Origin of the sequence: Aquipseudomonas alcaligenes, assembly GCF_003205495.1 — a bacterium.
Taxonomy (GTDB): Bacteria; Pseudomonadota; Gammaproteobacteria; order Pseudomonadales; family Pseudomonadaceae; genus Aquipseudomonas; species Aquipseudomonas alcaligenes_B.
Genome location: NZ_QJRX01000004.1, coordinates 124,199 through 138,413, shown reverse-complemented (window position 1 = coordinate 138,413; position 14,215 = coordinate 124,199). Strand labels below are relative to the sequence as shown.

Here is a 14,215-nt window from a genome sequence, read left to right as displayed (position 1 = left end):
AGCATGAGCAAGCAGATTCTGGTTCTCCCCGGCGACGGCATCGGCCCGGAAATCATGGCCGAGGCGGTCAAGGTGCTGAACCTGGCCAATGACAAGTACAGCCTCGGTTTCGAGCTGTCCTTCGATGACCTGGGTGGCGCCGCCATCGATCGCTACGGCGTGCCGCTGGCCGACGAGACCCTGGCCAAGGCGCGTGCCGCTGATGCCGTGCTGCTTGGCGCCGTTGGCGGGCCGAAGTGGGACACCATCGACCCGGCCATCCGCCCGGAGCGCGGCCTGCTGAAGATCCGCTCGCAGCTGGGCCTGTTCGGCAACCTGCGTCCGGCCATCCTCTACCCGCAACTGGCCGAGGCCTCCAGCCTCAAGCCGGAAGTGGTGGCTGGCCTGGACATCCTCATCGTCCGCGAGCTGACCGGTGGCATCTACTTCGGTCAGCCGCGCGAGAGCAAGGTGCTGGAAAACGGCGAGCGCATGGCCTACGACACCCTGCCGTACAGCGAAAGCGAGATCCGCCGCATCGCTAAGGTCGGCTTCGACATGGCCATGGTGCGGGGCAAGAAGCTGTGCTCGGTGGACAAGGCCAACGTGCTGGCCTCCAGCCAGCTGTGGCGCGCCGTGGTCGAGGAAGTGGCCAAGGACTACCCGCAGGTCGAGTTGAGCCACATGTACGTGGACAACGCCGCCATGCAGCTGGTGCGCGCGCCCAAGCAGTTCGATGTGATCGTCACCGACAACATGTTCGGCGACATCCTCTCGGACGAGGCCTCCATGCTCACCGGCTCCATCGGCATGCTGCCGTCGGCCTCTCTGGACGCCAACAACAAGGGCATGTACGAGCCCTGCCACGGTTCGGCGCCGGACATCGCCGGCAAAGGCATCGCCAACCCGCTGGCGACCATTCTCTCGGTGTCGATGATGCTGCGTTACAGCTTCAACCAGTCCGCCGCCGCCGATGCGATCGAGCTGGCCGTGAGCAAGGTGCTGGATCAGGGCCTGCGCACCGGCGACATCTGGTCGGAAGGCAAGACCAAGGTCGGTACCGCCGCCATGGGTGATGCCGTAGTCGAGGCGCTGCGCAGCCTGTAATCTTTCCAGCCCCGCCACGCTAGGGCGGGGCTGCTTATCGAGGTACGAGTGTTATGAAACGTGTAGGTCTGATCGGTTGGCGCGGTATGGTCGGTTCCGTGCTCATGCAGCGCATGCTGGAAGAGCGTGACTTCGACCTGATCGAGCCGGTGTTCTTCACCACCTCCAATGTCGGCGGCCAGGGCCCGGCGATTGGCAAGGACGTCGCTGCGCTGAAGGATGCCTACAGCATCGACGAGCTGAAGAGCCTCGACGTGATCCTGACCTGCCAGGGCGGCGACTACACCAACGAAGTCTTCCCCAAGCTGCGCGAAGCCGGCTGGAACGGCTACTGGATCGACGCGGCCTCCAGCCTGCGCATGGCCGATGACTCGGTCATCGTGCTGGACCCGGTCAACCGCAAGGTGATCGACCAGTCGCTGGACGCCGGCACCAAAAACTACATCGGCGGCAACTGCACCGTCAGCCTGATGCTGATGGCCCTGGGCGGCCTGTACGAAGCCGGTCTGGTCGAGTGGATGAGTGCCATGACCTACCAGGCTGCGAGCGGAGCAGGGGCGCAGAATATGCGCGAGCTGATCAAGCAGATGGGCGCCATCCACGGCGCGGTGGCCGATGACCTGGCCAACCCGGCTAGCGCCATCCTCGACATCGACCGCAAGGTCGCCGAGACCATGCGTGGCGAAGGCTTCCCGGTGGACAACTTCGGCGTGCCGCTGGCCGGCAGCCTGATCCCCTACATCGACAAGGAGCTGCCCAACGGCCAGAGCCGCGAGGAGTGGAAGGGCCAGGCCGAGACCAACAAGATCCTCGGCCGGATCAAGAGCCCGATTCCGGTGGACGGCCTGTGCGTGCGCATCGGCGCCATGCGTTGCCACAGCCAGGCGCTGACCATCAAGCTGAACAAGGACGTGCCGATGGCCGACATCGAGGGCCTGATCAGCCAGCACAACCCCTGGGTCAAGCTGGTGCCGAACACCCGCGAGGCGAGCATCCGCGACCTCGGCCCGACCGCCGTCACCGGCACCCTGAGCGTACCGGTCGGCCGCCTGCGCAAGCTCAACATGGGCTCGCAGTACCTCGGCGCCTTCACCGTCGGCGACCAGCTGTTGTGGGGTGCGGCTGAGCCGCTGCGGCGCATGCTGCGCATCCTGCTGGAGCGCTGATCGCGCGTGTTGCGCCAGAGGGCCGGTCCATGACCGGCCCTTTTTATTTTCTGCGCCGTGCGGGTAGAGTGCCGGCCATTCGCTATTCCCAGAAGGCTTTCCGATGTCCAAGACCCTCGATATCGCCGTGATCGGCGCCACCGGCACCGTCGGCGAAACCCTGGTGCAGTTGCTGGAGGAGCGCGAGTTCCCGCTCGGCAGCCTGCATCTGTTGGCGGGCGGCGATTCCGCGGGGCAGTCCGTGCCTTTCCGCGGCAAGAACCTGCGGGTGCGCGAGCTGGACGGGTTCGACTTCAGCCAGGTGCGCCTGGCGTTCTTCGCCGCCGGCGAGGAGGTCAGCCGCCAGTACGCCGCCAAGGCCCAGGCGGCCGGCTGTTCGGTGATCGACCTGAGTGGCACCCTGGAGCAGGCATTGCCGGTCGTTCCCGAAGCCAACGCCGAGGCGCTGGCTGGTGCCAGTGCGCCCTATCTGCTGTCCAGTCCGGCGCCGGCCGCCACCGCCCTGGCTGCCGTGCTGGCACCGCTGCGCGACCGGCCCGGCTTGCGCAAGATCACCCTGAATGCGGTCCTGGCCGTTTCCACCCTGGGGCGCGCCGGGGTCAGCGAGCTGGCGCGGCAGACCACCGAGCTGCTCAACATGCGCCCGCTGGAGCCGCAGCTGTTCGATCGCCAGGTGGCGTTCAACCTGCTGGCTCGGGTTGGCGAGTCGGGGGAGGGTGGTCATGCCCGGCTGGAGCGGCGGATGGCTGATGAGCTGAAGCGGGTGCTGGGCGTCTCGGGGCTGAAAGTGGCGGTCACCTGTTGTGTGGCGCCGGTGTTCTTCGGCGACAGCCTGGCCGTCTCCCTGGAAACCGCAGAGGCGGTGGATATAAAGGAAGTTGCCGCACTGCTGGGGCGGCAGGCGGGTATCGAGCTGGTGGAGGAGGGGGATTATCCGACTGTCGTCGGGGATGCGGTGGGCCAGGATGAACTGTATGTTGGGCGCTTGCGTGCTGGCCTGGACGACCCTGCCGAGCTTAATTTGTGGATTGCGTCAGATAACGTGCGAAAAGGCTCTGCGCTCAATGCTGTGCAAATTGGCGAGTTGTTGATAAAACACTATCTGTAAAAGATACTTAGCCCCAAATTTGAAGATTTATTCTAGCTTGGCAATACTGGTTTGGTAGTTCGCTGGCGGGGAGTCGCCTCTGGGCGGGTGCAGGCAGCGCGCTTCAAAATCCTCTCGTGCAACGAGAAAAAAAGATAAAACAAGGGATTACACTATGGTTCGGGTTCGCAAACTGGTGCTGGCAATTGCGGCTGCTTCCGCGCTGACTTCCGGTACGGCACATGCGCTGGGGCTGGGGGAGATCGACCTGCAGTCCTCGCTGAGCCAGCCGCTGGTGGCGGAGATCGAGCTGCTCGAAGTGCGCGATCTGGCACCCGGTGAGGTGATCCCGGCGCTTGCCTCGGCCGAGGAGTTCAACAAGGCCGGTGTCGATCGCCAGTACTTCCTGACCGATCTCAAGTTCACGCCGATCATCAAGCCCAACGGCAAGAGCGTGATTCGCATCACCTCTACCAAGCCGGTGCGCGAGCCCTACGTCAACTTCCTCGTCGAAGTGCTGTGGCCGAATGGCCGGCTGCTGCGCGAGTACACCCTGCTGCTCGATCCGCCGCTGTATTCCCCCACTCCGGCGCTGACCACTGCGCCGAGCCTGCCGGTAGCCGCTGCACCGGCACCCCGCCCGCAGGCTGCGGCGCCCACTCCGCGCCCGGTTACCCCCAGCGCCAGTGCCCCGGCTCGCCCGGCCGCGCCAGTCGCTCCGGCTGCTCCGGCCCCGGCGGCTCCGGTGAAGGCTGCAGCCGATCAGTACAAGACCACTTCCAGCGACACCCTGTGGGAAATCGCCCAGAGCAGTCGCCAGGGCGGTAGCGTGCACCAGGCCATGCTGGCCATTCAGGAGCTCAACCCTAATGCCTTCATCGGCGGCAATATCAACCGTCTGAAGAGTGGCCAGGTGCTGCGCCTGCCTACCGATGCGCAGATCAAGAGCCGCAGCCAGGCCGAAGCCCTGGCCCAGGTCGCCGAGCAGAATGCCGCCTGGCGTGAGGGGCGCAGCGTCGCCGCCAGTTCTTCCCGCCAGCTGGATGCCACCAAGCGTGACAGCGCCGGTGCGGCGCCGGCCAAGGCCGAGGCCAAGGACAGCCTGAAGCTGGTTTCCGCCGACAGTGGTAAGTCAACTGCCGGTACCGAGAAGGGCAAGGGCGATAGCAAGGCGCTCAATGACCAGCTGGCCGTCACCAAGGAAAGCCTGGACTCCACGCGTCGCGAAAACGAAGAGCTGAAAAGCCGCCTGGGCGACCTGCAGAGCCAGCTCGACAAGGCGCAGCGCCTGCTCGAACTCAAGGATAGCCAGCTGGCCAAGCTGCAGGCCGACCTGGCCAAGCAGGGCCAGGCTGCGGCCGCGCCTTCCGCTGAGGCCAAGCCGCAGGAGGTCAAGCCGGCTGCTCCGGTTGCCGAGGCCAAGCCCGCCGAGGTGAAGCCGGTCGAGAAGCCCGCTGCCACCGATTTCAACTACGAAGAGCCGGCGCCCAAGGTCGAGCCAGCCAAGCCTGCCGCGCAGGCGCCGGCTCCCCAGCCGGCCAAGCCGGCCGCTGCCAAGCCCGAGCAGCCTGCCAAGCCGGTTACCAAGCCTGTGGTCAAGGAGTCGGAGCCGCAGGGCATGCTTGATCAGCTGCTGGCCAATCCCATGCTGCTCGGTGCTGCTGGCGGCGGTGTGCTGCTGGCGCTGCTGATTGGTCTGATGGTGCTGTCGCGCCGTAACGCGATGAAAGAGGCCGAGCTACAGAACAGTCTTTCTGCCGAGCAGGGCGATGACGCCTTTGCCTCCGACATGGACCTGCCGGACGACAGCTTTGCCGGGCTCGATGATGCTGCCGACCAGTCTGCAATCCGTGGTCAGGCTGAAGAGCGCGTCGCGCCGCAGACCGCCGATGCGCTGGGCGAGGCCGATATCTACATCGCCTACGGCAAGTTCAGTCAGGCTGCCGAGCTGCTGCACAATGCGATCAATGACGAGCCGCAGCGCGGCGACCTGCGCCTGAAGCTGATGGAGGTCTACGCCGAGCTGGGTGACCGTGACGGTTTTGCCCGCCAGGAGCAGGAACTGCGCGAGATCGGTGGCTCCGCCGGTGCCGTCGACCAGCTCAAGGCCAAGTATCCGGCGATGGCTGCAGCGGCCCTGGCTGGCGGTGCCGCAGTCGCTGCTGCCGATGAGCTGGACAGCTTCAGCCTGGATGACCTGACGCTTGACGAGCCGGCGTCGCCGCAGCCTGCTGCCGCTGATCTGGATGATGCCTTCGATCTGAGCCTGGACGAGCTGGACGTCAATCTGGACGAGCCGACTGCGCAGAGCACTCCGGCTGCCGAGGCAACGTTGGACGATCTGGAGCTGGATGCCGGCCTCGACTTCGACGCCCCGGCAGCTCCGGCCAGCACTGTTGCCAGCGACATGGATTTCGATCTGGACCTGGGCGGAGATGCTGCCGCTGAGAGCCTGTCCCTGGGCGACGATCTGGCCGACTTCAGTCTGGACCTGGAGGCCGAGAGCAAGCCGGCTGCTTTTGCCGAAGATGATTTCATGCTCAGCCTGGATGACGAGCCGATCGCGCCGGCTGCCGAGGTCGAGCTGGAGATGCCGGCCGACTTCGATTTGTCGCTGGCCGACGAGGCGCCCGCTGCTCCGGTGGCGGACAGCTTCGCCGCCCAGCTGGACGAGGTTTCCGCCGAGCTGAATGAGCTCAGTGGCGGTCTGGCCGACGAGCTGCCGGCTGCTCGGCCGGAGGCTTCCTCTAGCGCAGCGGGGCTGGATGTGGACGACGATTTCGACTTCCTCTCGGGTACCGACGAGACCGCCACCAAGCTGGATCTGGCACGTGCCTACATCGACATGGGCGACAGTGAGGGCGCCCGCGATATTCTCGACGAAGTGATCGCCGAGGGTAACGAGGGGCAGCAGCAGGAAGCACGTGAGCTGATCGCCAAGCTGAGCTGATCCATGTCCGACGCAATACCACCAGCGGCGGCCGAAATGGCCGCCGCTGGCGTTTCCAGAATCGCCCTCGGCATCGAGTACAAGGGGGCCCGCTACCGTGGCTGGCAGCGCCAGGAGGCCGGCGTGCCCTCGATCCAGGAGGTGCTGGAGAGGGCGCTATCGCAGGTCGCCGCCGAGCCGGTCAGTGTCATCTGTGCCGGACGCACCGATGCCGGCGTGCATGCCAGTGGCCAGGTGGTGCATTTCGATACCCGCGTCGAGCGCCCGCTCAAGGCCTGGGTCATGGGCGGCAATGCCAACCTGCCGGCCGATGTCAGCGTGACCTGGGCCAAGGTCATGCCGGCAGACTTCCATGCTCGCTTCAAGGCTTTCGCCCGGCGCTATCGCTACGTGATCTACAACGATCCGATCCGTCCTGCACATCTGGCCGAGGAAGTCACCTGGAATCACCGCCCTCTGGACGTGGCGCGCATGCGCGAGGCAGCGGCCCATCTGGTCGGTACCCATGACTTCACTTCCTTCCGTGCGGTGCAGTGCCAGGCCAAGTCGCCGGTGAAGACGGTGCACCATCTGGAAGTGATCGAGCATGGTCGCTTCATCGTCATCGACGTGCGCGCCAATGCCTTCCTGCATCACATGGTGCGCAACTTCGCCGGGGTGCTGATGACCATAGGCGCCGGCGAGCGTGAGCCGGGCTGGGTCGGCGAGGTGCTCGCGGCACGCGATCGGCGCAGCGGCGGCGTCACCGCCCATCCCTATGGCCTGTACCTGGTGCAGGTGGAGTACCCGCAGGAATTCGAGCTGCCACAGCGCTACCTGGGGCCGCATTTCCTCTCCGCACTGCCGCAAAGCTTCGGCTGAAACTGCGGCCTGGCTTTGCTACCATCATTTTTTCTTTTGCAGAAGGTGCCGGCACGTTGACAGCCGTTCGCGTCAAAATCTGTGGAATCACTCGGGTCGAGGATGCCCTTGCCGCCGCCGCAGCCGGGGCCGACGCCATCGGCATGGTGTTCTATGCCGGGAGCCCGCGGGCCGTCGGTGTCGAGCAGGCGCGGGCGATCATCGCGGCGCTGCCGCCTTTCGTGACCACGGTCGGCCTGTTCGTCGATGCAGCTCGTGACGAGCTGGCGCATATCCTCGCCAGCGTGCCGCTGGATCTGCTGCAGTTTCACGGTGACGAGTCGGCCGAGCAGTGCGAGGGCCTCGGGCGTCCCTATATCAAGGCGCTGCGCGTCAGGGCCGGCGATGACATCGTCGCCCGGGTGGCTGACTATCCGGGCGCCCAGGGCATCCTGCTGGATGCCTATGTCGAGGGGGTGCCCGGTGGAACCGGCGAGGCTTTCGACTGGTCATTGATACCGCAGGGGTTGAGCAAGCCGCTGATCCTGGCCGGTGGTCTGCGCCCGGACAATGTCGCGGCTGCCGTCGCCCGGGTGCGTCCTTATGCCGTGGACGTGAGTGGGGGCGTCGAGGCGAGCAAGGGGATCAAGGATGCGCAGAAGGTCGGGGCATTCATTCGCGCGGCGTGCGGTGGCTGATGTGACGACGGACGGATGCCTGCCGTCCATAAGCCATCGTTCCCCGGCCGGGGCATGGCGGTCGCCGTCCACGGTCCGAATCAGCATTTGCCCGGGTCGCCCAAGACCCCGAAACAGCTACGGAGAGTAAGCATGAGCAACTGGTTGAGAGAAAAGCTGATCCCCTCGATCATGCGTTCCGAGGTCAAGAAGAGCTCGGTGCCCGAGGGGCTCTGGCACAAGTGCCCGTCCTGCGATGCCGTGCTCTATCGTCCCGAGCTGGAAAAGACCCTCGATGTCTGCCCCAAGTGCAACCACCACATGCGCATCGATGCGCGTACTCGCCTGGACCTGTTCCTCGATGCCGACGGCCGTGAGGAACTGGGCGCCGAGCTGGAGCCGGTGGATCGCCTGAAATTCCGTGACAGCAAGAAATACAAGGACCGTCTGGCCGCCGCGCAGAAGGAAACCGGCGAGAAGGACGCCCTCATCTCCATGAGCGGCAAGCTGCAGGGTATGCCCGTGGTGGCCTGCGCCTTCGAGTTCAGCTTCATGGGCGGGTCCATGGGCGCCATCGTCGGCGAGCGCTTCGTGCGTGCCGCCAACGTGGCCCTGGAGAAGCGCTGCCCGCTGGTGTGCTTCGCCGCCTCGGGCGGTGCGCGCATGCAGGAGGCACTGATCTCGCTGATGCAGATGGCCAAGACCAGCGCCGTGCTGGCGCGTCTGCGCGAGGAGGGCATTCCCTTCGTCTCCGTACTGACCGACCCGGTCTACGGCGGCGTGTCCGCCAGCCTGGCCATGCTCGGCGACGTGATAGTCGCCGAGCCGCGCGCGCTGATCGGTTTCGCCGGTCCGCGGGTGATCGAGCAGACCGTGCGCGAGAAGCTGCCGGAAGGCTTCCAGCGCAGCGAGTTTCTGCTGGAGCATGGCGCCATCGACATGATCATTCACCGCAACGACCTGCGGCCGCGCCTGGCCCGCCTGCTGGCGCAGCTGCAGCACCTGCCGACCCCCGCGGCCACTGCATGAGCCGATCCCTCGCCGACTGGCTGAGCTACCTGGAGCAACTGCACCCCAGTGCCATCGACATGGGCCTGGAGCGCTCGCGCGAGGTCGCTCGCCGGCTCGGCCTGGGCAAGCCGGCGCCGTTGGTGATCACCGTCACCGGCACCAACGGCAAGGGCTCCACCTGTGCCTTCCTGGCGGCTCTGCTGCGTGAGCAGGGGCTCAAGGTCGGCGTCTACAGCTCGCCACACCTGCTGCATTACAACGAGCGGGTCCAGCTCGAAGGGCGCGATGCCAGCGACGAGGAGCTGTGTGCAGCCTTCGCCGCTGTCGAGGCCGGGCGTGGCGAGATTTCCCTGACCTATTTCGAAATGGGCACCCTGGCGGCCTTCTGGCTGTTCGAGCGAGCCGGCCTGGACGCCGTGGTGCTGGAGGTCGGTCTCGGCGGCCGGCTGGATGCGGTCAACCTGGTCGATGCCGACCTGGCGCTGGTCACCAGCATCGGCCTGGACCACGCCGAGTGGTTGGGCGACACCCGCGAGTCGGTGGCCTTCGAGAAGGCCGGCATCCTGCGCCAGGGCAAGCCGGCGTTCTGTGGCGATCTCGACCCGCCACTGCCGCTGCTGCAGAGGGTCGCCGAGCTGGATTGCCCCCTGTTTCTGCGCGGGCGCGACTACGACCTGGCCATCGGCGAGCGGAACTGGCACTGGCGCGGTCTCACCGCGGACGGCCAGGTGCTCGAACTGCACGATCTGCCGCTGCTGGATCTGCCGATGGAAAACGCCGCCCTGGCCCTGCAGGCCTATGCCGTACTGGGGCTGGCCTGGCAGCCCGAGCGCCTGGCCAATGCGCTGCGCGCCACCCGGGTGGCGGGGCGCCTGGAGCGTCGTCAATCGCGCTGGCAGGGTAAGCAGCTGAGCCTGCTGCTGGATGTCGGGCACAACCCGCATGCCGCCGAATACCTGGCCGCGCGCCTGGCCGCGCGCCCGCCCAAGGGGCGGCGGCTGGCGGTATTCGGCTTGCTGGCCGACAAGGATCTGGCCGGCGTGCTGGCGCCGTTGCAGCTGGAGGTGCAGGGCTGGGCGGTAGCGCCGCTGGACAGTCCGCGTTCGCGCCCGGCGGGCGAGCTGGAAGCGGCCCTGCGCAACCTGGGTGCCGATGTGCGTGCCTGCTCCAGCGTCGCCGAAGCATTGCTGGTACAGTGTGGCCAGGCGCACGAGGATGACGAGATCCTCGTGTTCGGATCTTTCTATTGCGTGGCCGAGGCCCTGGAGTGGCTCGGCCAACAGGCGGAGGCGGGCGATGGCAGTGCTGGATAAGGGGCTCAAGCAGCGGATAGTCGGCGCATTGGTGCTGGTGGCGCTGGCGGTGATCTTCCTGCCCATGCTGTTTTCCCGCGAGGACGAGCTGCGCCAGGTGGTGGTCGATGCCCCGGCCATGCCGGCAAAGCCGACCATGCCCGAAGTGGCGCTGGAACCGGTGAGCGTGCCCGAACCGGTGGCCGAGGACGAAGTGCCGCCGGTGGAGCCGGTGCCGCAATCGCCCAGTGAGCCGATTGCCACCCCGGTGCAACCGGTCGTCGAGCCGCAGGCGCCGGTGCAGGCCAGCACGCCCGAGGAGAAGCCGGCCAGCGGCCTGGACGCCAACAGCCTGCCGGTCAGCTGGTCGGTACAGCTGGCCAGCCTGTCCAGCCGCGCCGGTGCCGAGAAACTGCAGCAGACCCTGCGCAGCAGTGGCTACAACGCCTATATCCGCAGTTTCGATGGCATGAACCGGGTATTCGTCGGACCGGTCATCGAGCGTGCCGAGGCCGATCGCCTGCGCGACCAGCTCAACCGCCAGCAGAAGCTCAACGGTTTCGTGGTGCGTTTCCAGCCGGAGAACGGCTGACGCTATCTCGCCCATAGTGAGGACCCGGCTTACCCGCACGGGTCCGCTCTGTTAAAATCCGCCGCCTTTCCCGTCTGTAGGCAGCAACGTGGCATTCACTTGGGTCGATTGGGCGATCATCGCCGTCATCGCCATCTCCAGTCTGATCAGCCTGCGCCGTGGCTTCTTCAAGGAGGCCCTGTCGCTGCTGACCTGGATCATCGCCGGTGTGGTCGCCTGGATGTTCGGCGGCGCCCTGTCGCAGCACCTGACGGATTTCATCGAGACGCCGTCGATGCGGGTCATCGCCGCCTGCGCCATTCTCTTCGTGGTGACCCTGCTGGTCGGGGCGCTGATCAATTTCCTCATCGGTGAGCTGATCCGGGTAACCGGCCTGTCGGGCACCGATCGTTTTCTCGGCATGGTCTTCGGCGCGGCGCGCGGGGCCCTGCTGGTGGTCGTGCTGGTGGGGCTGGTGAGCCTGGCGCCGGTGCAACAGGATCAGTGGTGGCAGCAGTCGACCCTGCTGCCGCATTTTCTGATGGTGGCGGACTGGTCGAAGAACCTCATCCTGAGCCTGACCAGCCAGTGGCTCGCCAGCGGCATCACCGATACGCCCGAGCTTCCGTCCTACGAGGGTCTCTTGCAGCCTAAACTGCCGTAAGAGCCCGGAACTAGCCTGATTCACTACACAGAGGTTGCGTCACATGTGCGGCATCGTCGGTATCGTCGGTAAGTCCAACGTCAATCAGTCCCTGTATGACGCCCTTACCGTGCTCCAGCATCGCGGCCAGGACGCTGCCGGCATCGTCACCAGCCATGGCGGGCGTCTGTTCCTGCGCAAGGACAACGGCCTGGTGCGCGATGTGTTCCAGCAACGCCACATGCAGCGCCTGGTGGGCAACGTCGGCATCGGCCACGTGCGCTACCCCACCGCCGGCAGCTCCAGCTCCGCCGAGGCGCAGCCGTTCTATGTCAACTCGCCGTACGGCATCACCCTGGCGCACAACGGCAACCTGACCAACGTCGAGCAGCTGTCGCGCGAGATCTACGAGTCCGACCTGCGCCACGTCAACACCAACTCCGACTCGGAAGTGCTGCTCAACGTATTCGCCCACGAGCTGGCGGTGCGCGGCAAGCTGCAGCCGACCGAAGAGGACGTGTTTGCCGCCGTCGCCGGCGTGCATGCCCGCTGCCGCGGTGGTTACGCCGTGGTGGCGATGATCACCGGCTACGGTGTGGTCGGCTTCCGCGACCCCCATGCGATCCGCCCGATCGTCTTCGGTCAGCGCCACACCGACGAGGGCGTGGAGTACATGATCGCCTCCGAAAGCGTCGCCCTCGACGTGCTCGGCTTCAGCCTGATCCGCGACCTGGCGCCGGGCGAGGCGGTATACATCACCGAGGACGGCAAGCTGCACACTCGCCAGTGCGCCTCCAACCCGCAGTACTCGCCGTGCATCTTCGAACACGTCTACCTGGCCCGTCCCGATTCGCTGATGGACGGCGTGTCGGTGTACAAGGCGCGCCTGCGCATGGGCGAGAAGCTGGCCGAGAAGATCCAGCGCGAGCGCCCGGATCACGACATCGACGTGGTCATCCCGATCCCGGACACCAGCCGCACTTCCGCCCTGGAACTGGCCAACCAGCTGGGTGTGAAGTTCCGCGAGGGCTTCGTCAAGAACCGCTACATCGGCCGCACCTTCATCATGCCCGGCCAGGCCGCGCGCAAGAAGTCGGTCCGCCAGAAGCTCAACGCCATCGACCTGGAGTTCCGCGGCAAGAACGTGATGCTGGTTGACGACTCCATCGTGCGTGGCACCACCTGCAAGCAGATCATCCAGATGGCCCGCGAGGCCGGTGCCAAGAAGGTGTATTTCTGCTCCGCGGCCCCGGCGGTGCGTTATCCCAACGTGTATGGCATCGATATGCCGAGCGCCCACGAGCTGATCGCCCACGGCCGTACCACCGAGGAAGTGGCCGAGCTGATCGGCGCGGACTGGCTGGTGTACCAGGATCTGGACGATCTCAAGGAAGCGGTTGGCGGCGGCAAGATCAAGATCGAGCACTTTGACTGCGCGGTGTTCGACGGCCAGTACGTCACCGGTGACGTCAACGAGGCCTATCTGAACAAGATCGAGCAGGCGCGCAACGACGCGGCCAAGGTCAAGGTGCACAGCGCCAGCGCTATCATCGATCTGCACAACGACTGAAGGAGCGGGCCATGAGTCTGGAGTGGGAAGCAGGGCGCCTGGACAGCGACCTCGAAGGCGTCGGCTTCGACACCCTGGCGGTGCGCGCCGGTCAGCACCGTACGCCGGAGGGCGAGCATGGCGAGGCCATGTTCCTCACCTCCAGCTACGTGTTCCGCAGCGCCGCCGACGCCGCTGCGCGCTTCGCCGGCGAGCAGCCGGGCAACGTCTACTCGCGCTACACCAACCCGACCGTGCGCGCCTTCGAGGAGCGCATCGCCGCGCTGGAAGGTGCCGAGCAGGCGGTGGCCACCGCCTCCGGCATGGCCGCCATCCTGGCCATCGTCATGAGTCTGTGCAGCGCCGGCGATCATGTACTGGTGTCGCGCAGCGTATTCGGCTCGACCATCAGCCTGTTCGAGAAGTACCTCAAGCGCTTCGGCATCGAGGTCGACTACCCGCCGCTGTCCGACCTGGACGCCTGGCAGGCGGCTTTCAAGCCCAACACCAAGCTGCTGTTCGTCGAGTCGCCGTCCAACCCGCTGGCCGAGCTGGTGGACATCGCCGCCCTGGCCGAGATCGCCCATGCCCGTGGCGCGCTGCTGGCGGTGGACAACTGCTTCTGTACTCCGGCCCTGCAGCAGCCGCTGGCGCTGGGTGCCGACCTGGTCATGCACTCGGCGACCAAGTTCATCGATGGTCAGGGTCGCGGCCTGGGTGGCGTGGTGGCCGGGCGCCGCGCGCAGATGGAGCTGCTGGTCGGCTTCCTGCGTACCGCCGGGCCGACCCTGAGCCCGTTCAACGCCTGGATGTTCCTCAAGGGCCTGGAGACTTTGCGCATCCGCATGCAGGCGCAGAGCGCCAGCGCGCTGGAGCTGGCCCGCTGGCTGGAGACCCAGCCGGGCATCGACAGGGTCTACTACGCCGGCCTGTCCAGCCACCCGCAGCACGAGCTGGCCAAGCGTCAGCAGAGTGCCTTCGGCGCGGTGCTGAGCTTCGAGGTCAAGGGCGGCAAGGAGGCGGCCTGGCGCTTTATCGACGCGACGAAAGTCATTTCGATCACCACCAACCTCGGCGACACCAAGACCACCATCGCCCATCCGGCCACCACCTCCCATGGGCGTCTGTCGCCGCAGGAGCGGGCCAATGCCGGTATCCGCGACAACCTGGTGCGCGTCGCCGTGGGCCTGGAAGACGTGGCCGACCTCAAGACCGACCTGGCCCGCGGCCTGGCCGCGCTCTGAGGACGGGGGCCCCCGTTCCTGCCGCGAAAGGCAGGGGCGGGGGCTTGCGGCGGGCCTTTCCGCAATCAGCAGCTAGTCTTGGGGAAACGTCCTAGCCCA

At 66.2% G+C, this 14,215-nt stretch carries 12 protein-coding genes; all 12 read left to right on the top strand.

The genetic code is table 11. From position 1 onward, the window contains the following. The first annotated feature begins 3 nt into the window (after positions 1-3). Positions 4-1,086, top strand: a complete 1,083-nt coding sequence (gene leuB / locus DMO17_RS08570) for a 3-isopropylmalate dehydrogenase (protein WP_110682076.1) — start codon at positions 4-6, stop codon at positions 1,084-1,086. Positions 1,087-1,139: 53 nt separating this feature from the next. Continuing rightward, entirely contained in the window at positions 1,140-2,252 is a 1,113-nt protein-coding gene (gene asd / locus DMO17_RS08565) for an aspartate-semialdehyde dehydrogenase (protein WP_110682075.1), read from the top strand. Positions 2,253-2,355: 103 nt separating this feature from the next. Continuing rightward, positions 2,356-3,360, top strand: a complete 1,005-nt coding sequence (locus DMO17_RS08560) for an aspartate-semialdehyde dehydrogenase (RefSeq protein ID WP_110682074.1) — start codon at positions 2,356-2,358, stop codon at positions 3,358-3,360. A gap of 154 nt (positions 3,361-3,514) precedes the next feature. After that, positions 3,515-6,289, top strand: a complete 2,775-nt coding sequence (locus tag DMO17_RS08555) for a motility hub landmark protein FimV (protein ID WP_110682073.1) — start codon at positions 3,515-3,517, stop codon at positions 6,287-6,289. Positions 6,290-6,292: 3 nt separating this feature from the next. Further along, entirely contained in the window at positions 6,293-7,150 is an 858-nt protein-coding gene (truA, locus tag DMO17_RS08550; protein ID WP_110682072.1) for a tRNA pseudouridine(38-40) synthase TruA, read from the top strand. Positions 7,151-7,206: 56 nt separating this feature from the next. After that, positions 7,207-7,827 (top strand): phosphoribosylanthranilate isomerase, encoded by a 621-nt coding sequence (locus tag DMO17_RS08545; RefSeq protein ID WP_110682071.1) that lies wholly within the window; start codon positions 7,207-7,209, stop codon positions 7,825-7,827. 132 nt (positions 7,828-7,959) lie between these two features. After that, entirely contained in the window at positions 7,960-8,835 is an 876-nt protein-coding gene (gene accD / locus DMO17_RS08540; RefSeq protein ID WP_110682070.1) for an acetyl-CoA carboxylase, carboxyltransferase subunit beta, read from the top strand. Further along, complete coding sequence (gene folC / locus DMO17_RS08535) at positions 8,832-10,130, top strand: bifunctional tetrahydrofolate synthase/dihydrofolate synthase (RefSeq protein WP_110682069.1); 1,299 nt, start codon at positions 8,832-8,834, stop codon at positions 10,128-10,130. The genes accD and folC overlap by 4 nt, the downstream gene beginning before the upstream one ends. Continuing rightward, positions 10,114-10,701 carry an SPOR domain-containing protein gene (locus tag DMO17_RS08530; RefSeq protein ID WP_110682068.1) on the top strand — a complete coding sequence of 196 codons (588 nt, stop codon included), beginning with the start codon at positions 10,114-10,116 and terminating at the stop codon, positions 10,699-10,701. Before folC ends, DMO17_RS08530 begins: the two co-directional genes overlap by 17 nt. Before the next feature lie 88 nt (positions 10,702-10,789). Continuing rightward, on the top strand, positions 10,790-11,344 hold the full coding sequence (locus DMO17_RS08525; RefSeq protein WP_110682067.1) for a CvpA family protein: 555 nt from the start codon (positions 10,790-10,792) through the stop codon (positions 11,342-11,344). 43 nt (positions 11,345-11,387) lie between these two features. Continuing rightward, positions 11,388-12,893, top strand: a complete 1,506-nt coding sequence (purF, locus tag DMO17_RS08520; protein ID WP_110682066.1) for an amidophosphoribosyltransferase — start codon at positions 11,388-11,390, stop codon at positions 12,891-12,893. 11 nt (positions 12,894-12,904) lie between these two features. Further along, the gene (locus DMO17_RS08515; RefSeq protein WP_110682065.1) at positions 12,905-14,116 is read left to right on the top strand and encodes an O-succinylhomoserine sulfhydrylase; all 1,212 of its coding nucleotides are present in this window, start codon (positions 12,905-12,907) and stop codon (positions 14,114-14,116) included. Positions 14,117-14,215 lie beyond the last annotated feature (99 nt).